The organism is Bifidobacterium sp. MSTE12 (assembly GCF_000513015.1).
Lineage (GTDB): Bacteria > Actinomycetota > Actinomycetes > Actinomycetales > Bifidobacteriaceae > Bifidobacterium > Bifidobacterium dentium.
Genome location: NZ_AZYA01000034.1, coordinates 204,005 through 222,737, shown reverse-complemented (window position 1 = coordinate 222,737; position 18,733 = coordinate 204,005). Strand labels below are relative to the sequence as shown.

The window sequence follows — 18,733 nt, the reverse complement described above, 5'->3', positions numbered from 1 at the left end:
TACTAACCGTTTACACAGACCATACGAGCCTCGCGTGTTCATGTGGAAAATCAACGGTACAGGCCGTGTTTGCCGATATATTGCACCACCCCGTCGGGCACCAGATACCAGACCGGTTCACCATGTTCGGCGCGTCGGCGCACGTCGGTGGACGAAATCGCCAATGCGGGAATCTCCAACGTGTCGACTTTGCCTTCCGGAAGTTTCACGCCTTCCGGAGACGAGTATCCGGGTCGTGTCACGGCCACGAAGTGGGCCAGCTCCCACATCTTGTCGGCATCCTTCCACTGCATGATCTCGGCGACCGCATCGGCACCGGTGATGAAGAACAGTTCCGCCTCCGGATGCTGCGCCCTGATGTCGCGCAACGTATCGATGGTATACGTGATGCCGGGACGGTCGATATCCACACGCGATACCGTGAATTTCGGGTTTGATGCGGTGGCGATCACCGTCATCAGATAACGGTCTTCGGCATTGGTGACCCTCTTGTCGAGTTTGAACACCGGTCGCCCTGTCGGTACGAAAATCACCTCGTCGAGATCGTAGACCCACGAGACTTCGGATGCCGCCACCAAGTGGCCATTGTGAATCGGATCGAAAGTGCCGCCCATGATGCCGATGCGAGGTCGACTGTGCCAGTTGCCGCGCGCCGACCTACGCCCGGAGGCCACTGCCGAACCGGAAATGTCGACGGACAGGTCCGCCATACGCCTTTCCGGTTCGATCACATAGCTGACGGCAAGCTCGGAATCGGCTTCGGCCGATTCCGGACGCATGCGTCGAGGCCCGGTCATGCGGTCTCCTCATCCTGTAGCTTGTCGGCGTCGGCGGTTTCACGCTCGATCTCATCCGCGGTGGGCGCGCCCTCCTGCGGGTCGATCTTGCCCATATCCTCATCCCATTCATCCTGCACGACGCGACGAATTTCGGCGAAGGTCGGCAAGGGAAAGTCAGGCTGGTACAAGCGCCGTACCTCGGCCACCCGTTCGGTAACGCGAATCAGGGTATCGGTCATGCCATCGATGTCACCCTCACGTTCCATTGCGCTGAATCTGGCAATGTACTGCTCCATCAGGTGCATCTGCTCGTCAATGTTCCTCAACTGGTCATCGTCAAGGTCGACTACATCTCCCGCATCGGTTTCCGGCCAGCCGATCAGCACCGCATCGGCGTATTCGAGTGAGGCGCGTTGGGCGGCGGAGGCTATGCCGTCCTCGATCTGCACGAGGAACACGTACCGTACGATGCTCAGACGTTCCGAGGCGAGGCGCAACCCGAGCCGAGGATCCTCACGATCGGCGTACCAAGGATTATCCATATCCTCCATGATCTGCTTGCTCATGCTCGCACCTGCCCCGTTCCATATCCGATCCACTTGGTCGTAGTCATTTCACGAAGTCCCATCGGACCTCGCGCATGCATCTTCTGCGTGGAGATGCCGAGTTCCGCTCCGAAACCGAACACTCCGCCATCGGTGAATCGCGTCGAGGCGTTCACCATTACCACCGCCGAATCTATCCGGGAAGTGAATTCCTCGATGGCCGAGTAATCCTCGGCGATGATGGATTCGGTGTGCCCCGTGGAATGCCGGTTGATGTGTTCGATGGCCTCGTCCAGCGAATCGACGATTCTGATGCCGATCTTCAATGCCAGGTATTCGGTATCCCAATCCTCATCGATGGCCTGCACGAAGTTCGCGCCATCGATGCCGGCCTTGTCGATCAGGCTGTAGGCCCGTTCGTCGGCATGCATCTCGACCTGCGCCTCGGCGAGCGCCCGTGCGGCCAGTGGAATGAATCGTTCGGCCACGTCGCGGTGTACGAGCAGCTTTTCGGTGGCGTTGCATACGCCGACGCGTTGCGTTTTGGCGTTGAGGAGGATCGGGATGGCCTTGTCGAGGTTTCCGGAACGGTCCACGTAGATGTGTACGTTGCCGGCGCCGGTTTCGATGACTGGCACTTTGGAATTGCGTACGACGGCTTGGATGAGTCCTGCTCCCCCTCGTGGGATGAGCACGTCGATGTGGCCGCGCGCCTCCATCATGGCTGTGGCGCCCGCGCGTCCGAATTCGTCGACGGAGGCGACCAGCGCCGGGGCGAACTCGTGTTCGGCGAGCACGTCGGAGATGATGTTCAGCGTTGCCGCATTCGTGCGTTCGGCGGCGTGTCCGCCACGCAGGAGTACTGCGTTGCCGGATTTGATGCATAGGGAGGCCACGTCGACGGTGACGTTGGGTCGGGCTTCGTAGATCATGCCGAGTACGCCGATCGGCACGCGTACCTGTTCGAGGCGCAGGCCGTTTTCCAGATGGTATCCGCGTACGATTTCGCCGACCGGGTCGGGTAGTGAGGCCACATGACGCACGCCTTGCGCGGCGGCGGCCACTCGCGGCACATCGAATTTGAGCCTGTCGAGTTTACCTGCGCTCATGCCGGATTCGAAGGATTCCTGCATGTCGAGCGTGTTGGCCCCTGCGATTTCGTCGGCGCGTGCGTCGAGTGCGTCGGCGATGGCGAGCAGCAGTTCGTTCTTGGCTTCCGTGTTGGATTGCGCCAGCAGGCCCTGCGCGCGTCGTGCGGCGTCGCCCTTTGCGCAGACCGCCGCGAACGCGTCGGCACCGACTGCGCCTTGTTCCGTCTGTGGATTCGTCATAGTCTCCTACCATAGCGCGAAATCGCGCCATTCCCGGTTCATGGCCCATTTTCGCCGATGAACCGGGAAAGACGCGATTCGTGAATCATATTGGGTTGCGTCGCATGCCTGTCGATCAGTGGATCTGATCGAGGCCCGGGTACAGCGGGAAGTCTTCGGCAAGCTTGTCGACACGGGCCTTCAGTGCGTCTACGTTCGCATCCTTGCCGGCTGCGAGCGCGGTGCCGATGATGTCGGCGACCTCTTCGTATTCCTTGGATCCGAAGCCTCGGGTGGCGAGGGCGCTGGTGCCGATGCGCAGGCCGGATGCCACGGATGCCGGGCGTGGGTCGAACGGCACGGTGTTGCGGTTGATGGTGATGCCGCATTGTGCGAGCAGGTCTTCGCCTTGCTGTCCGTCCATTTCGCTGTTACGCAGGTCGACCATGACTAGGTGTACGTCGGTGCCGCCCGTCAGGACGCTGATGCCATTGTTTTTGACGTCGTCGGCAGTGAGGCGTTCGGCGAGGATCTTGGCGCCGTCGAGGGTACGCTGCATGCGGTCCTTGAATTCTTCGGAGGCCGCGACTTTGAAGGCGACGGCCTTGCCTGCGATCACATGCATGAGTGGGCCGCCCTGCTGTCCGGGGAATACGGCGGAGTTGAGCTTCTTGGCATAGTCCTGCTTGGCGAGGATGAAGCCGGAACGTGGTCCGCCGAGGGTTTTGTGCGCGGTGGAGGAAACGACGTCGGCGTATGGGACCGGGCTTGGGTGCAGCCCGGCGGCGACAAGGCCGGCGAAGTGGGCCATATCAACCCAGAATTTGGCGCCGACCTCGTCGGCGATTTCCTTCATGGCTTTGAAGTCTTCGATGCGCGGGTAGGCGCTCCAGCCGCCGATGATCATGGCGGGGTGGGTTTCGAGTGCGCGCTGACGGATGATTTCCGGATCGATGCGGAAGGTTTCAGGGTTCACACCATAGGCTTCGGCATGGTAGAAACGGCCGGAGAAATTGATTTTCATGCCGTGGGTGAGATGTCCGCCGTGATCGAGGGCCAGACCGAGTACCGTGTCTCCGGGCTTGACGAGCGCCTGGTAGACGGCCGCATTGGCTTGGGCGCCGGAATGGGGCTGGACGTTGACGTATTCGGCACCAAACAGGCTCTTGGCGCGTTCACGTGCGATGGTCTCGATCTTATCGACCTGTTCGCAGCCGCCATAGTAACGACGTCCTGGATAGCCTTCGGCATACTTGTTGGTAAGCACGGAGCCCTGAGCCTGCAGAACCGCACGTGGCACGAAGTTTTCGGAGGCGATCATCTCCAAGCCGTCTTGCTGACGGGACAGTTCGGCGTCGAGCACGGCGGCGATTTCGGGATCGGCCTGGGCGATGGGGGCATTGAACATGTCGTTCGGGGTCTGGGCGAGAGGTGATGCGGTCATGGGCTCTCCTTGGCTGGTACTGGTAGTCCGCGAGGAATGCGGCTTAAGGAAGCAGTCTACGACCCGCAATCGCTTTTGACGAGAGACGTTTCGAAACATGGAGGAAATCATCGTTCCATTTCACGGACTCAAGGCCCCTCGTTGCCCACCTTTACCACTACACTGGTGGTGTATTTACCTCTATCCGCCTTATTGCTAAGGATGTCCAGTGACCACGTTCCACAGCACACGCAGTACCACCGACTCGCTCACCTCCAAGCAGGCCATTCGCAAGGGCATAGCCGATGACGGCGGCCTGTTCGTCACCGACTCCCTGGGCGAAACCCATGTGGACATCGCGTCCCTGGCCGGCAAGTCCTACCAGCAGATCGCGTTTGACGTGTTGTCCGTACTGTTGCCGGATTTCACCGAGGACGAATTGAAGGAATGCATTACGGAGGCGTACGGGCCGCAGTGGTCCGATGAGAGAATCACTCCGGTCAAGCCGCTCGGCGACGATTTCGTGATGGAGCTGTTCAACGGACCGACCTCCGCGTTCAAGGATGTGGCCCTGCAGATCCTGCCGCGCTTCATGGCACGCACCACTCCGGCCGACGATGATAGCCACGAGAAGATCATGATCGTCACCGCCACCTCCGGAGACACCGGCAAGGCGGCCCTCGCCGGCTTCGCCGATGCGGCGGGCACTGGCATCACCGTGTTCTATCCGGAAGGCAAAGTCAGCCAGGTGCAGGAGCTGCAGATGACCACGCAGACCGGTTCCAACGTGAACGTGTGTGCGGTCAAGGGCAATTTCGATGATGCGCAGTCCGCAGTCAAACGCATCTTCGGAGACAAGGAGCTTGCGGAACGTCTGGCCGACGATTCCCATGTGGCGCTCTCCTCCGCGAACTCCATCAACGTGGGTCGTCTGGTGCCGCAGGTCGTCTATTACTTCTCCGCTTATGCGCAGTTGCTGGAGCAGCAGGTGATCAATGTGGGCGACGAAGTCGAGTTCGTGGTACCGACCGGCAACTTCGGTGACATTCTCGCCGGCTACTACGCCAAACTGCTGGGCTTGCCGGTCAAGCATCTGGTAGTCGCCTCAGACAGGAACAACGTGTTGTTCGACTTCCTGACCTCCGGCACATACAATCGTCAGCGTCCGTTCTTCCAGACCATCTCCCCCTCGATGGACATCCTCATCTCCTCGAATCTGGAACGCATGCTGTACTACATGTCCGACAAGGACACCCGTCTGATCGCCATGCTGATGAACGATCTCAACCAGTGGGGAGCCTATGAGGTCCCCGAACCGATGCTCGCCAAGATTCGTTCGATTTTCGGCACCGGTTGGGCCGACGAAGACCAGGTGCGCGAGATGATCGCCGACTGCTGGAACAAGAACCACTACGTGATTGACCCGCACACCGCCTGCGGCTATTACGTGATGCAGCAGATGCCGCGCGATCCGCTCACCCCGCGTGTACTGCTTTCCACGGCCAGCCCGTATAAGTTCCCGCGCGTAGTCAACGAATCCCTCGGCTTGGATGCGTCCGGCACCGATTTCGAATGCATGGACGTGCTCGCCAAGGCCACCGGCACCACTGCTCCAGCCGCACTGCGCGGCCTTGAACACGCTGATGTACGTTTCGATGATGTCGTCGAGATTGACGGTATGGAGCATTTCGTCGAGCAGGCCGCCAAATCGTTGTAAGGTCGCCGTCAATCACGATATCCTATAATCGGCTGTCCGCTTAGGTGGGCAGCCGTTTTTCATATGTTTCGCTAAAGTATCAACACCGGAGGCGAAAATGACGCGATCTACTGCAAGCGATGCAAACGGATCGACCGGCTCCCCGGCCAATCCGTCCGTAACATCCGGAAATTTCAACATGCCGGGCAAGCCGAAGAAGGACCGGCTGATCACCCGTGACGTGGCATTGGTCATGCTGGCGACGTTCTTCTTCATGACCAGCAACATGATCATCACGCCGATCATCGCCGGTTATGGCGAATCCATGGGTGCGGCCGGCACGATGATGGGCATCATCGCCGGCGTGATGAGTTTTGTCTCCCTGTTCTGCAGACCGATTGCGGGCAATCTGTCCGATCTGGTGAGCAAACGTCTGCTGGTGGCCGTCGGCACAAGCCTGTACATCATCGCCGGCATCATGTACTGCCTGGCGAATTCCACGGGGATGCTGATTGCGGCGCGCGTGGTCAACGGTCTGGGATTCGCCTGCGGTTCGGTGTGTCTGGCGACCTGGGTGTCGCTGCTGCTGCCGATCCGCCATATGGGCGCCGGCATGGGATTGTACGGCATCGTCAACGCGCTTGCGATCGCCGTCGGACCGGCACTTGGCATTCGCCTGCAGGCCGTGGTCGGCTACCATCTGACGTTCGTGTCGTCATTGGTGCTGAATGTGTTTACGCTGGTCGTCGTCATGTTGGTCAACAACGGCGGCAATCCGGCTCGAAAGACCGTGATGCCGTCACGGAACAACGCCGGATGGCGCAATATCGCACGTCATCTCCGTTTCAGCAATCTGGTGGAGCCGCGCGCGATTCCGTTGACGATGGTGTTCATGATGTTCGCCATCCCCTATTTCGCGAACCAATCGTTCATCGTGGACTATATTGCAGCACGTCATCTGGCGGTTTCTTCCGACCTGTTCTTCGTGTTCTATGCGGCCGCCCTACTGACTATGCGCATCACCATGAAGGATCTGTTCGATTCCAAAGGATTCAAGTTCTGGCTGACGATCTGCTCGATCGCAATGCTCTCCATGCTGACATTCCTGGCGTTCATGACGAACGACTGGTACCTGTTCGGCGCAGGAGTGGCGATGGCGGCCAGCTACGGTCTGATGAGCTCGGTCACTCAGGCGCAGGCTGTGGTGATTGCCGGCCGAGAGCGCAGCGGACTGGCCAACAGCACGTATTACATGGGTCTCGACCTAGGTATGGCATTGGGCCCGATTCTGGCGGGCATCTTCTATGGACACATGCCGATCAGCTGGTTCTATCCGGCGTTCATGTTGACGATGCCGCTCGCGTGGATCATCTATCTGGTGTTTGCACGCATCATCCATTCCACCGCTCGCACGGATGCTTGATGGCGACATGATGCCCGTCTCTCTTGGACGGCGTTCCAGAATGGCAAAACGTCGTTTCGAATCCGGATATGCCAGCATGACGGGGAAGACTACCGACGCGGCTGCGGTCTTTCACGCACCTTTGCCGTGACATAGTCCGACTCGACCTTCCAGACGGTAACACTGCGGACCTGCTGGTCGGTGAATTCGACATGCTCCATGCCCGCCTGCTGCCTCATCAGCATCTCAAGCGCGAGACGAGATTCGTCCAGATCGCTGACGATGGAGGCGACACCGGTACCGACCACCGATTTGAAGGCCTCACCCCAATTGCACGGCACACGTCCCGCCACCACTTCACAATCGGTTTCCATCTCGAAGGCGACGGACAGCTTGTTGCCGGCGGCCTTGATGGCATCGATCTTACGACCGATCGGCGCACTGTGGAAATAGAATGTCGGTCTGGTCGCATTTCCGATGCCTTCGGAGACATAGCCGAAGTTCATCGGCACTATGGTCAGCCCTTCTGCGTCCATGTAGGCGATGCGAATGATTTTGCAGGACGCGACGATTGCCGCAACCTGTGCCGGATCGGATACTTCGCGATCGGCGCGGCGCATCATTCGGTGCGCTCCCGCGGTTGTCCGCTCATCGTTACGTCGCGCCGTCATGCCGCAATCCTTTCGACTTGATGTTTCATTCCGTCTTGCCCACGTGTTCTTGTTCGGAGCCTGTCGTCAATGTTATCCCAATCGTCATGAAGACCCATGAAGACCTCGGCAGGCTCGTGTGGCGCATGGGAAAGTTCCGGGAATTCACCACGTGCCATGCCGGTGATCAACGTGGAAATGTCGGAGACCGGCAGATTGTCCTGTGCGAAGCGGCGCAGCACATCGCTGTCGGACACGAAACCGACCACGGCACCCGTTTCGTTGACGATCGGCACGACCATGAGGAACTTGACGGTGATGCCCTTCCACACGGCGCGGTCGGTCTGTGCACAGAAGCGATTCATGATGGCGCGTGAGCTTGGCGTGCAGATGCATAGGTCACAGATCATACCGATCACGTAGGCCAGCGGCCAGTTGAAGAATGCGTAGCTCCATGCGGCGGTTCCAACGTCGCCGGTGCGTACGCCGTAGTTGAGTGCCGCCATCACGTAGATCATGATGGCCGACATGATGAAGCTGAAGAGAATGCCTTCCTTGCCGTTGCGGGGCATGACGAGGTTCCTTTCGTTATGTTGTGCGGTTGCGATTGCATCCGGCCCCACTTGTCTGTCCGTTAACTCGGACGGCGAGGGGGCGCATAACGAATGGTTCGAGATGGCGACTTCCTGGCAGGCGGATCGACGTTGTTCACATTGCATCCGTACGTCGGGGGCCACTTGCAGGTTCCGTATTGTTCGCTGGGGGTTGGACAAGATCGACGTGTCAAAACCGCACGGAATGGAAGCATGAGCGCATCACACATGTCCGAACGAGACCATCCCGTCATACCGGCAACCGCTCATAATCGTTGCAAATATTACTATTAAGCGGTTAATCACCATGAATTACAACTGTTATACTACGCACTTCAACAGTTATCATGAGTTGTGATACTGTTATATATAACAGCAGAACGGCAATCCGGTCGTTTGACCCTGTCACCAACAAAAGAGGCGCAGATTGAAACTGATCATCTCATCCACGTCAGGGGAACCGATTTACGAACAAATCAAGAATCAGATCCGCTCGGCGATTCTGTCGGGCGAACTCACGGACGGAGAGACACTCCCCTCCCTGCGCACACTTGCTAGGGAACTGCATGTCAGTGTGCTCACTATCACCAGGTCGTATGGCGAATTGGCCGACGAGGGGCTTGTGGAGAACGTGCAGGGCAAAGGCACTTTTGTAAAGGCCCATGGCAACGAGTTGATCAAGGAACGCGCCCGGGAACGTATCATGCAAGTGCTCCGGCAGACCGTCACCGCCGCCAAAGCCGCGGATATCGAACTGATCGACCTTCTTGGCATGTTCGAGAAGGCTTACAGGGAACAGTCATGAATGACGCCTTGCCTCTAGTCTGGCGCGGACTTCGGATGTTCGGTCCGAGAGGAAGGAACCGCACCTTTTCCGTTCAAAGCCGCCGCGGGGCGTCATGAAAGTCGAACATGACGCCGTCCGCGAGCTCGCAGATCTCGGACCAGTCGAGGTCGGAGGAATCGTCATGCATGGCCCACACCTTCATACCGACCGATTTGGCGGATCGCATGCCGACGAGCAGGTCTTCGAACACCGTGCAGTCCTTCGGCATGATACCAAGACGCGAGGCAGCCAACAGGTAGACGTCCGGCCGATCTTTGCCGACGTCGCCGGCATCGTCCACGCTGACGATCTCATTGAAATAGTCGAAGATTCCAACGTGCCGCATGGCCGGTTCACGCAATGCTGGCGGAAGCGAAGTGGCAACGGCCAGTCGAGCACCGCTATCGCGCAACTGCCGTAGGTATTCGCAGGCGAACGGCTTGGCCTCGACCACGGTGGAATACATGACACGTGCCATGTCATCCCATTCCTGCATCAACTCTTCGGGAGTATCCTGCAGGCCGAAGCGTGCAATGGTGTATTCGGCGATCTGACGAAACTGCATGGCGGCGACTTTGGTCATGTAGTCATCGGGGACTTCAATGCCACGGCGTGACAGGAAGTCGATATCGACCTGATCCCACACACCCATGGAGTCAAGCAACGTGCCGTCAAGATCGAAAATCGCCGCCTTGCCCCGATTGATGCCAGTTTCATCAGTTGCCACCATGTCCGTTCTCCCCTCGATTTCAGTTCCCTACGCGAATTACGATTGCCCGTCTTGCCGCGATGCCGCATGCCTTTTACAGCACCGATGCCCGCAACAGCTCCTCGGCATGGTCGAGCGACGCTTCACTTTCGCTGCCCGACAGCATGCGTGCGATTTCATGCACCCGCTCGTCTCCGCTGACCTGCTTGATGGTGGTGACGACACCGCTCTCCCCTGCCGGCATGCCTTTGGAAACGACGTATTGCTCATCAGCCCAGGATGCCACCTGCGGCAGATGCGTGACGACGATGACCTGCGCGGACTGTGCGAGCTTGGCGAGACGAGCGCCCAGCTCAACGGCCGCCTTGCCGCCGACGCCCGCATCGACTTCGTCGAAGATGAAGGTCATGGGAGGTACGGTCCCGCCAGCCACCACATGTCGTTCGGCGGCAACCAGTTCAAGTGCGAGCATGAGACGGCTCAGCTCACCGCCGGATGCGCTCTTGCCCATCGGCAGCCGCGGGGAACCCGGGAACGGGGTGAACAGGAATTCGATGTCGTCGCAACCGTTGGCATCCAATACGTCCGTCGAATCGGACCCGCCGTCGGCGCGGGAATGCACACAGATTTCCAGCTTCGCGCCTCCCATGGCCAACGACGACAGTTCCTTCGTGACCTTGCCGGCCAGGTTCTCGGCGGCTGCCGCACGCAGTTTCGACAATGTCCGCGCCGCCTTCAACGCCTTACGGAACAGTTGGGCTCGTTCCGTCTGTAGCTGCTCGACTTTTTCAGGAGATGCGTCAAGATCCTCCAAGTCGAATACGGCCTTGTCACGCCATGCGATGACGTCGGCAAGCGTCGGGCCCCAACGGCGAGTCAACTCGTCAAGTTCGTGAATGCGACCGTTGATGGAGTCAAGATCATCCACACTGCTTTCGTTGTCCACCTCACCGGAGAGCGTGAACACCACATCAGACAGGTCGGCGCCGATCGAATCCAACCGTTCGGCCAGATCGGAGAACACACCCTCCACATGAATGGATCGCAATGCCTGCGCCGCACGATCGATCAGTTCGGCGGCACTTGCGGCGTCGACGTCGTCACCGACCTGAGATGCATCCAACGCCGCCAACGCCGTGGCGGCACCCTGTGCGATTTCGGCTGCGTTTTCGATGCGGTCGCGTCGAGCGTGCAGTTCCTCACTTTCCCCCGGTTGTGGGTCGATGCGATTGATGCGTTCGATGGACTCACGAAGATAATCGGCCTGCTGCCTCATTGATGATTCCTGACTGGACAGTCGTTCCAGTCGCTCATCCATGGCGCGCAAGGCCTCCCACGCCCTGCCATAGGCGGCCATCGCCTCGTCGTTACCGGCGTAACGGTCCAAGAATTCACGCTGTCGGGCGGGAGAAGCGATACGCAACTGGTCCGCCTGCCCATGGATGGTCACCAATTCGGACGCGACCGAGTCAAGCACGGACCGTGGTACGCTCCGGCCCGACAGCATGCTGCGGGAGCGTCCGGAAGCCGGCACCTTGCGTGACAGGAACAGTTCACCGTCTTCCGGTTCGAATCCGGCCTCGCGAGCGGCGGCCACGGCCGCAACCGACGCGCCGACCTCGAACACGCCCTGCGCCCACGCCTCCTCGGCACCCACCGACACACGGCCTCCATCGGAAGGGCCGCCGGAAATCAGGCGAATCGCACTGAGCAGCATGGATTTGCCGGCTCCCGTCTCGCCGGTGATGGCCGTCATGCCGCCGGTCGGGGCGATCAATGCGGAGCGGATAGGGCCAAGGTTGCGAATCTCAAGTTCTTCAAGCATGATCCGGTCTCACTCGCCGCCCGTCATATCCGCCATATCGTCAGCATGCTCCGTGCAGGCCGAGCCTTTCGGGAATACATGTCCATGATGAACGTCGCCGGTCTTACGGGCCTGTTCACGCCAGCCGACCACCGGCAGATCGAATTTCGTGACCAGACGGTTGGTAAAAGGCACTCCGGAAAGCCGGGCCAGCCTTAGCGTGCCCTTCGATTCACGCACTTCGATTCGGGTGCCCTTCGGCAGGGCCCGCTGCCGACGGCCGTCACAGCAGATCCAACCGTCCGACATGGAGTCGTCGAGAATGTCAATGGCGAATGTGGAGCCCGAACCGATGATCAAGGGTCTGGCGAACAACGCGTGGGCCGCCAGCGGAATCAACTGCAGTGCCTTGACGTTCGGCCACATCACCGGCCCGCCCGCCGAAAACGCGTAGGCGGTCGACCCCGTCGGTGTGGACACGATCACGCCATCACAGCCGAAAGAGCTCATCTCCACGCCATCCACCCGAATCGACAGCTCCACCATTTTGCCGCGATCGGCACGTTCCAGCGTAATGTCATTCAGCGCCCAGTCCTCGATGGGCGCATCCGATCCCGGCAGCCACACGTCGGCATGCGCGATCATGCGCTCGTCGATGGAATAATCATGATCGGCGATTCTGCGGATCGCCTCACTCATCTGGAAGCTCTCGAATTCCGCGAGAAAACCGACATGTCCCAGATTGACGCCGAGAATCGGCACATCGGTGCAGTGCACCAGTTCGGCCGCACGCAAAATCGTGCCATCGCCACCCAGCACCACCACGATCTCCGTATCATCGGGCACTGCGGGAGGTTGACTACCGAAATCAGGCGCTTCCACGTTGTCGATGATCGACACCCGAAAACCGGCCCGTGCAAGCTGCTCCACCGCCTCCTGCACCACCGTGCCGCTTTCGCGCAGACGACTATGCGTCACCACCACCGCATGCCGGGCATCGACCATCACAGACCCTTTCGACCAGAAGACGTCACCGACTCCAATACTAATCGAACAAATGAACGAAAACGAACGATCCGTGCCTGAAATTCGTGCGAGACCGGTCAGCGGGTCGCCCATTCGTCGCACATATGCCTACAATAGCTGATGAAAAGACGATTCCATATACATGCCGAAGGAGAGAGGAATACATGTCGAACCTCGTCTTTGACGAGTCCTCCTCCAACCGTGAGGCCTCGCATGGCTACGCCTGGTGGTTCTCGGGAGACACCTTCGAGAAAGCCATGGCAGAAGACCGCAAGCCCCGCAAACGCGGTCTCATGCACCGGCTGACCGCGCTTCCGGGACGGTTGACCATCATCTACTTCCTGCTACTGGTGGCAATCTCCACCAGTCTGCTCCTGACTCCGATCTCCACGCCACGGGGCGATACCACCGACTTCACCACCGCATTTTTCACCGCCGTTTCCGCAATCTCCACCTGCGGCATCTCCATCGTCAACTCCACTACGCATTGGACCACCTTCGGCCAGGCGGTGCTGATCTTCTCGGTGCAGATGGGCGGCCTGGGCGTCATGACCTTCGCCTCGCTCATCGCACTGGCGGTGAACCATCATCTCAAGGCTACGCAGCGACTGCTCACCGCCAACGAACTCGGCACCACGAAACTCGGCGAAATCAAGGGCGTACTCACCGTGGTCATCACCACCGCATTCGTCATCGAAGGCATCACGTTCATCGCACTGTTCCCCGGCTTGTACAAAATCAACCATGGCAATGTCCGTCACACATTGTGGGAATCGCTGTTCTTCGCCGTCATGGCATATAACAACGCCGGTTTCACGCCGGACGGCGCCGGTCTGCATGTCAACAACTGGGCCGTGGGACTGCCGATTCTCGCCAGCGCATTCTGCGGTACGCTCGGCTTCCCCGTCTTGCTCAATCTCATGCGTTCCTGGCGCATGCACAGGCCACCCAAGCGCTGGAGCCTGCACACCAAGCTCACCCTGATCACCACCTTCTGCATCGTAACCGCCTCACTCACCTGGTTCCTCATCGTGGAATGGAACAACAAGTCGCTGTTCCCCGGCAACAGTGTGGAACCCCGCTTGTGGCATGCCATGGTGGCGGCCGTCATGCCGCGAAGTTCCGGCTTCGACCTGTCGTGGATGCCACAAGTGAGCGATGCCACGAAAGTGTTCCTGAGCATCGTCATGTTCATCGGAGGTGGCAGTACCTCCACCGCAGGCGGCATCCGCGTAACCACCCTTGCCGTGATTCTGCTGGTATGCCGTGCCGCATTCACCGGCCGGAGGGAAATCAACGCCTTCCACCGCCGTATCCATACCCAGGCCGTCATGACCGCGGTCAGCGTCAGCACCGCCTGCCTCACCTTGGTGACCGTGGTATCAATGACGCTGATGATCATTACCGACTGCTCGCTATGCGACGCGTTATTCGACACATGCTCCGCTTTCGGTCTCGGCGGGTATTCCGTAGGTGTGGCCGACGCCGGCAATCCGGCGGCACTCTATGTGCTCGCCGCCACCATGTTCATCGGCAGACTCGGTCCGATGACCATCGCCTATGCCGTGTCGCGTCCACGCAATTTGGAGGCGGTACGCTACCCCACCGAGCAGATAGTGGTCGGCTGACGCAGACCATCCATATACTTGGACTTTGCAGAACACACAGTGGAAAGGGACACACGAAGAATCATGGCGAACAGCACCAGAAGCGTACTCGTGGTCGGATTGGGCCGTTTCGGCAGCTCCGTGGCCACCACGCTGGACATGATGGGTCAGGATGTGCTTGCCGTCGACAAGGATGGCGAACTGGTGAACCGCTGGTCATCGCAGATTCCCACCGTGCAGGCCGATATGACCGATGTGATGGCGTTGGAACAGATCAACGCCTCAGATTTCGACACGGCAGTCGTGGCCATCGGCGATAGCGTTGAGGCTTCCGTCATCACCGCCGGAAACCTGCTGGATGCCGGCATCTCCGATATCTGGGCGAAGTCCGTGTCGAAGGAGCATGCGCGTATTCTGCAGCGCATCGGCGCACGGCATATCATCAATGCGGAAACCGATGCCGGCAAGCGTGTCGGACATCTGGTCTCCGGCAATTATCTGGATTACATCGAGTTGGAAGGCGCCTACAACGTCGTCAAGATCCATACTCCCCCGCACGTGGTCGGCTATACCATCGGGGACGCACGCGTGCATGAACGTTTCGGCATCACCGTGGTCGGCATCAAATCGCCAGGCAAGGAATTCGAATACGGTTCGAAGGAACTGATCATGCATCGTAACGACGAGCTCATCATCATGGGCAAGCAGGATCAGATCGACCGATTCGCTCGCGGATAGTCTATGCCCGACTTATTTCACGGCATATAGCAGGTATTCGACGTTGCCGTGCATACCTTCGATCGGCGAAGGTCCGGTCGCGCGCACGTCAAGTCCGTTGGATTTCGCACAGGCAATGACATTTCGCAACGCCTGTTCGCGTAGTTCTTCGCTTTCGACGATGCCGTTCTTGCCGAGATTGCCTTTGCCGACCTCGAATTGCGGTTTGACGAGCAGTACGATCTGCGCATCATCGGCCGCGATTCGTGCAATCACCGGAATGACATAGGTCAGTGAGATGAAGGATACGTCGGAAACGATCATTTCCGGACGAAACGGCAGATCACCGACTTCGACGTCCCGTATGTTGACGCCACTCATTTCGATGATTCGGCCGTCGTTCGCGATTTTCGGATCAAGTTGCCCATGCCCGACATCCAATGCGATGACCTGTGCCGCACCATGACGGAGCAGCACGTCGCAGAATCCTCCGGTGGAGGCGCCGATATCAAGGCAACGTAAGCCTTTGGGAGGACGCAGCCCATCCTTGAAAAACAGATCGAAAGCGCCTACCAGCTTGTAGGCGCCACGCGAAACGTAGTCATCTCCCCTATCGGCGGCAATCACATCGTCGTCCGAGACCTTTGCCGATGCCTTGGAAACGACAACGCCGTTCACACTGACCTTGCCCTGGACGATCAGACGCTGAGCTTTCGACCTGCTGTCGGAGAGCCCTCGGTCCAGCAGGGCAAGGTCAAGGCGGACGGCATGTTGCGAATCGTTATGCTGCACTTGCTGCCAATCGTCAGTCGATGTGAAATTCCGGTACGGTGACGGCATTCAAGTCACGGCCATTGTCGGCAGCTTCCCACATGGCGTTGCAGGCTGCACGAAGGCCGTCCACACTGGTGACATCGTCGACTTCAAGTGCATTGCCGGCACATCCGGCCCGTACGCCACCACAAACCCAGGTACCGTCGGCGTTACGTTCCACAGCGGGCGCCGGCTCATTCAGTCCACGCAGGTCCTTGGCGATGAACGTCGGGCGCAGCTGCGCCGGGGCGAACATAAGTTCATGCGGATTGGTGACGCCGGTAAGCACCGCCAATGAATCGTAACCACCCCGATTACCGGCTTCGATATCGGTGTCGAGACGGTCGCCGATGGCGAGGCATAGTTCCTTGGCCACCGGTTCGGCGTCGTCATGCGCGGCGAGCAATCGTGCCTCGTCGTACATGGCGGATTCCGGTTTGCCCGCCGATGACACCGGTTCGATGCCGGTGGCGTTGATCACGGCCCTGATCATGGATCCGCACCCCGGGGCGATGCCGAGCTCACGCGGAATGGTGAGATCACGGTTGGTCACGAAATAGGTGGCGCCGTGTTCGACCGCATATGCGATCTGGGCCATCTCGTTCCATGACATATCCGGATACCAACCCTGAATGGCCGCGACCGGCTTGTCTTCGGCGGAATCGACCACGACAAGACCCTGTTTGGCCACCTCCTCACGCAAGTGCCGTGCGCCGAGCACGAACACTTTGGCACCTGCAGGCACCTCACGGGCCACCATGCGGGCAGCCACCACGGAAGAGGTGATGACCTGCCATGGTTCGACGTCCAAGTCGAACCCTTTGAGCTGGTCGGCTACGACGGACTGCAGTCTGGACGAGTTGTTGGTGGTGTACTCCACCGTCATGCCCAGACGTTCCGCTTTGCGAATGTTCGCCGCCGCGTGCTCCACCGGGTTCTTGCCCCGATACACCACGCCATCAAGGTCAAGCAACGCCAGCTTGTACGCTTCGCTTAGAGGCCGATTCGTGGACTTCAGCATGTGATCAACGTCACCTCACTCGTTGTCGGAGGATTCGTCGGAATCCTCCACATCGGGTTCGTCCGATGCGTCGGAATCCTCGTCGGCTTCCTGCTCACGGGCCGGTTCGATATCCGATTCGGCGCCCTCTACGGCTTCCTGGGCCGGCAGCTCAGTCTCGTCATCGGTTTCACCGTTGGCGTCGATGGCATCATCGGACGCTTCGTCGGAATCCTCATCCTCCGGAGCGTACTGGGCGTCCTCTTCGGTGATGCCCAGTACATCCATAAGTTCGTCGTTCAACTCCTGCATGTCATATTCGATGACCAAATCATCCGAAGTCTCATCCATATCGGATTCGGCATACTGCAGTTCAAGTTTGTCGAGTAGCTGATCCAGCGCGATGGCTTCGTCGGTGCGTCCGGACTCTTCGAGGAAATACTGTTCGGCCTGCACCGCACGCATGCGGTATTCACCCGCCAGACCCTTGGAACGACCCAGCTTGTGAACGATCTCAATGGCCTTGTCCCACATCTTGAGATCACCCAAAGCTCCCGCATACACGAGGAACATCTCAGCCTTGGCTTCGCCGCGCAGATACCTGGCATCATCGCTCATGGCGATTTCGATGGCCTTCTTCGGGTTGCCGAGGCCGCGCTCACAATCGGCGATGAACGGCAGATAATCCAAGAATCCATTCATACGGTAGGCCGTGCGGAACTCTTTCAACGCCAGCTTGTAATTGCCTTGACGGTAGGAGATGAAGGCCAGTGTCTCACGTGCGAAGTCGATACGGGATGCCTGACGGGCCACCCACTTGGCGTGCTCAAGGGCACCTTCCGGATTGCTCTCCTCCAACGTGTAGGCGGCAAGGATGTGCAGACCGATATTCTCCGCGTGCTCCTTGGACAAACCGCGCAGACGTTCACGATCTTCGGCGCTCAGCATGCGCCATTCGATGCTCTTCGGCATCTTGGGCTCATTGGGGCGACGATGCGTGTACGGATTCTGCGAGGGGAAGCTCATCGTGCCGTCGGAGTTACGACGCGGCTTCGACAGGTATTCACCGCGCTTGGCCTCGCGGTATTCCATCTTTTCTTCGCGGGTGAACTGCTTGGGATCTTCACCTGCGTTCCGCTGATCACGGTCCTTGCGGAAGTCTCGATGCTGGTCGTTGCGACGGAAGTCACGACGGCCGCCATCACGACGGTCATCGCGGTGGAAATCACGACGGCCACCGTTGCCGCGACGATCATCACGACGGTCACCATCACGACGGAAGCCACGATCGTTGCGACGCTCACCATCGTCACGACGGAAATCACGACGGTCATCGCGGTGGAAATCACGACGCTCACCATCACGACGATCATCACGACGGAAATCACGACGCTCACCATCACGCTTGCGGAAATCGTGACGCTCACCGTCGCGACGATCATCACGACGGAAGCCACGATGCTCGCCATCACGCTGATAGCGCGGGCCGTCGTTGCCGCGACCGCCGCGGTAACCGCCGGAACGTTCACCGCCATTGCCGAACTTGCGAGGACCGCCGCGGAAGGAGCGACGCTCCTGACCTTCGCCATCACCATCGCGATGGAAGTCACGGTCACGACGGAATCCGCCGCCATTGCCCTTGCGGTAACCACCCTTATGGTCATCGTTACGGAAGCCGCCGGACCTATGCCCATAGGACTTGCCGCCATCGCCACGCGGCTTGAACCCCTTGCCGCTACGGTTACCGGGCCGGCCCGAGCCGTAGGATTTGTGGTTGCCGTAGGACTTGCCGCGATTTGCGCGCTGTTCTTCTGCCATTCTTATCCTTAAATA

Annotated in this window: 17 protein-coding genes; 5 read left to right on the top strand and 12 right to left on the bottom strand. The window is 59.2% G+C overall.

Annotation, left to right across the window (positions count from 1 at the left end; genetic code table 11):
* Nucleotides 1-50: 50 nt before the first annotated feature.
* The 4 genes from nadD to glyA form a co-directional block, all read right to left on the bottom strand.
* On the bottom strand, nt 51-779 hold the full coding sequence (gene nadD, locus HMPREF1494_RS07570; protein ID WP_163191110.1) for a nicotinate-nucleotide adenylyltransferase: 729 nt from the start codon (nt 777-779) through the stop codon (nt 51-53).
* 14 nt (nt 780-793) lie between these two features.
* Entirely contained in the window at nt 794-1,345 is a 552-nt protein-coding gene (locus HMPREF1494_RS07565) for a hypothetical protein (RefSeq protein WP_034521656.1), read from the bottom strand.
* Nucleotides 1,342-2,655, bottom strand: a complete 1,314-nt coding sequence (locus tag HMPREF1494_RS07560) for a glutamate-5-semialdehyde dehydrogenase (RefSeq protein ID WP_034521653.1) — start codon at nt 2,653-2,655, stop codon at nt 1,342-1,344. The genes HMPREF1494_RS07565 and HMPREF1494_RS07560 overlap by 4 nt, the downstream gene beginning before the upstream one ends.
* A 115-nt stretch (nt 2,656-2,770) precedes the next feature.
* Nucleotides 2,771-4,078, bottom strand: a complete 1,308-nt coding sequence (glyA, locus tag HMPREF1494_RS07555) for a serine hydroxymethyltransferase (protein ID WP_003841639.1) — start codon at nt 4,076-4,078, stop codon at nt 2,771-2,773.
* A gap of 208 nt (nt 4,079-4,286) precedes the next feature.
* Between glyA and thrC the strand changes: the two genes are divergently transcribed.
* Together thrC and HMPREF1494_RS07545 are read left to right on the top strand one after the other, a co-directional pair.
* A complete protein-coding gene (thrC, locus tag HMPREF1494_RS07550; protein ID WP_034521650.1) occupies nt 4,287-5,774 on the top strand; it encodes a threonine synthase in 1,488 nt (495 codons plus the stop codon).
* Between the two features lie 97 nt (nt 5,775-5,871).
* Nucleotides 5,872-7,176: an MFS transporter gene (locus HMPREF1494_RS07545; RefSeq protein ID WP_034521645.1), complete on the top strand. Its 1,305-nt coding sequence runs from the start codon at nt 5,872-5,874 to the stop codon at nt 7,174-7,176.
* Nucleotides 7,177-7,265: 89 nt separating this feature from the next.
* Here HMPREF1494_RS07545 and HMPREF1494_RS07540 read toward each other — a convergent pair whose 3' ends face one another.
* Both HMPREF1494_RS07540 and HMPREF1494_RS11000 read right to left on the bottom strand, forming a co-directional pair.
* Entirely contained in the window at nt 7,266-7,826 is a 561-nt protein-coding gene (locus HMPREF1494_RS07540) for a pyridoxamine 5'-phosphate oxidase family protein (protein ID WP_033488920.1), read from the bottom strand.
* Nucleotides 7,823-8,377 carry a hypothetical protein gene (locus HMPREF1494_RS11000; RefSeq protein WP_012902207.1) on the bottom strand — a complete coding sequence of 185 codons (555 nt, stop codon included), beginning with the start codon at nt 8,375-8,377 and terminating at the stop codon, nt 7,823-7,825. Before HMPREF1494_RS11000 ends, HMPREF1494_RS07540 begins: the two co-directional genes overlap by 4 nt.
* 448 nt (nt 8,378-8,825) lie before the next feature.
* Here HMPREF1494_RS11000 and HMPREF1494_RS07530 point away from each other — a divergent pair, with 448 nt between their 5' ends.
* Nucleotides 8,826-9,203 carry a GntR family transcriptional regulator gene (locus HMPREF1494_RS07530; protein ID WP_034521640.1) on the top strand — a complete coding sequence of 126 codons (378 nt, stop codon included), beginning with the start codon at nt 8,826-8,828 and terminating at the stop codon, nt 9,201-9,203.
* Between the two features lie 73 nt (nt 9,204-9,276).
* On the opposite strand, the gene HMPREF1494_RS07525 is transcribed toward HMPREF1494_RS07530, so the two are convergent.
* From HMPREF1494_RS07525 to HMPREF1494_RS07515, 3 genes are all read right to left on the bottom strand, one after another.
* A complete protein-coding gene (locus HMPREF1494_RS07525) occupies nt 9,277-9,954 on the bottom strand; it encodes an HAD family hydrolase (RefSeq protein WP_034521636.1) in 678 nt (225 codons plus the stop codon).
* Between the two features lie 73 nt (nt 9,955-10,027).
* Complete coding sequence (gene recN, locus HMPREF1494_RS07520) at nt 10,028-11,758, bottom strand: DNA repair protein RecN (RefSeq protein ID WP_034521621.1); 1,731 nt, start codon at nt 11,756-11,758, stop codon at nt 10,028-10,030.
* A 9-nt stretch (nt 11,759-11,767) separates the two neighbouring features.
* Entirely contained in the window at nt 11,768-12,742 is a 975-nt protein-coding gene (locus HMPREF1494_RS07515; protein WP_129879848.1) for an NAD kinase, read from the bottom strand.
* A gap of 185 nt (nt 12,743-12,927) precedes the next feature.
* On the opposite strand from HMPREF1494_RS07515, the gene HMPREF1494_RS07510 reads away from it, so the two are divergent.
* Together HMPREF1494_RS07510 and HMPREF1494_RS07505 are read left to right on the top strand one after the other, a co-directional pair.
* Entirely contained in the window at nt 12,928-14,391 is a 1,464-nt protein-coding gene (locus HMPREF1494_RS07510) for a potassium transporter TrkG (RefSeq protein ID WP_034521612.1), read from the top strand.
* 63 nt (nt 14,392-14,454) lie between these two features.
* Nucleotides 14,455-15,108 (top strand): potassium channel family protein, encoded by a 654-nt coding sequence (locus HMPREF1494_RS07505; protein WP_003839906.1) that lies wholly within the window; start codon nt 14,455-14,457, stop codon nt 15,106-15,108.
* 12 nt (nt 15,109-15,120) lie between these two features.
* Here HMPREF1494_RS07505 and HMPREF1494_RS07500 read toward each other — a convergent pair whose 3' ends face one another.
* Genes HMPREF1494_RS07500 through HMPREF1494_RS07490 form a run of 3 tightly spaced genes read right to left on the bottom strand, consistent with a single transcriptional unit; the run spans nt 15,121 to nt 18,718 of the window.
* Nucleotides 15,121-15,879 carry a TlyA family RNA methyltransferase gene (locus HMPREF1494_RS07500; RefSeq protein ID WP_034521608.1) on the bottom strand — a complete coding sequence of 253 codons (759 nt, stop codon included), beginning with the start codon at nt 15,877-15,879 and terminating at the stop codon, nt 15,121-15,123.
* Between the two features lie 13 nt (nt 15,880-15,892).
* The gene (locus tag HMPREF1494_RS07495) at nt 15,893-16,921 is read right to left on the bottom strand and encodes an HAD-IIA family hydrolase (RefSeq protein WP_034521606.1); all 1,029 of its coding nucleotides are present in this window, start codon (nt 16,919-16,921) and stop codon (nt 15,893-15,895) included.
* Nucleotides 16,922-16,936: 15 nt separating this feature from the next.
* On the bottom strand, nt 16,937-18,718 hold the full coding sequence (locus tag HMPREF1494_RS07490; RefSeq protein WP_034521601.1) for a tetratricopeptide repeat protein: 1,782 nt from the start codon (nt 18,716-18,718) through the stop codon (nt 16,937-16,939).
* Nucleotides 18,719-18,733 lie beyond the last annotated feature (15 nt).

What these genes read in the sequence shown, in the direction of transcription:
- nadD (WP_163191110.1), bottom strand. Translation starts at nt 779, where the DNA reads ATGCGTCCGGAATCGGCCGAAGCCGATTCCGAGCTTGCCGTCAGCTAT.
- HMPREF1494_RS07565 (WP_034521656.1), bottom strand. Translation starts at nt 1,345, where the DNA reads ATGAGCAAGCAGATCATGGAGGATATGGATAATCCTTGGTACGCCGAT.
- HMPREF1494_RS07560 (WP_034521653.1), bottom strand. Translation starts at nt 2,655, where the DNA reads ATGACGAATCCACAGACGGAACAAGGCGCAGTCGGTGCCGACGCGTTC.
- glyA (WP_003841639.1), bottom strand. Translation starts at nt 4,078, where the DNA reads ATGACCGCATCACCTCTCGCCCAGACCCCGAACGACATGTTCAATGCC.
- HMPREF1494_RS07545 (WP_034521645.1), top strand. Translation starts at nt 5,872, where the DNA reads ATGACGCGATCTACTGCAAGCGATGCAAACGGATCGACCGGCTCCCCG.
- HMPREF1494_RS07540 (WP_033488920.1), bottom strand. Translation starts at nt 7,826, where the DNA reads ATGACGGCGCGACGTAACGATGAGCGGACAACCGCGGGAGCGCACCGA.
- HMPREF1494_RS11000 (WP_012902207.1), bottom strand. Translation starts at nt 8,377, where the DNA reads ATGCCCCGCAACGGCAAGGAAGGCATTCTCTTCAGCTTCATCATGTCG.
- HMPREF1494_RS07525 (WP_034521636.1), bottom strand. Translation starts at nt 9,954, where the DNA reads ATGGTGGCAACTGATGAAACTGGCATCAATCGGGGCAAGGCGGCGATT.
- recN (WP_034521621.1), bottom strand. Translation starts at nt 11,758, where the DNA reads ATGCTTGAAGAACTTGAGATTCGCAACCTTGGCCCTATCCGCTCCGCA.
- HMPREF1494_RS07515 (WP_129879848.1), bottom strand. Translation starts at nt 12,742, where the DNA reads ATGGTCGATGCCCGGCATGCGGTGGTGGTGACGCATAGTCGTCTGCGC.
- HMPREF1494_RS07510 (WP_034521612.1), top strand. Translation starts at nt 12,928, where the DNA reads ATGTCGAACCTCGTCTTTGACGAGTCCTCCTCCAACCGTGAGGCCTCG.
- HMPREF1494_RS07505 (WP_003839906.1), top strand. Translation starts at nt 14,455, where the DNA reads ATGGCGAACAGCACCAGAAGCGTACTCGTGGTCGGATTGGGCCGTTTC.
- HMPREF1494_RS07495 (WP_034521606.1), bottom strand. Translation starts at nt 16,921, where the DNA reads ATGCTGAAGTCCACGAATCGGCCTCTAAGCGAAGCGTACAAGCTGGCG.
- HMPREF1494_RS07490 (WP_034521601.1), bottom strand. Translation starts at nt 18,718, where the DNA reads ATGGCAGAAGAACAGCGCGCAAATCGCGGCAAGTCCTACGGCAACCAC.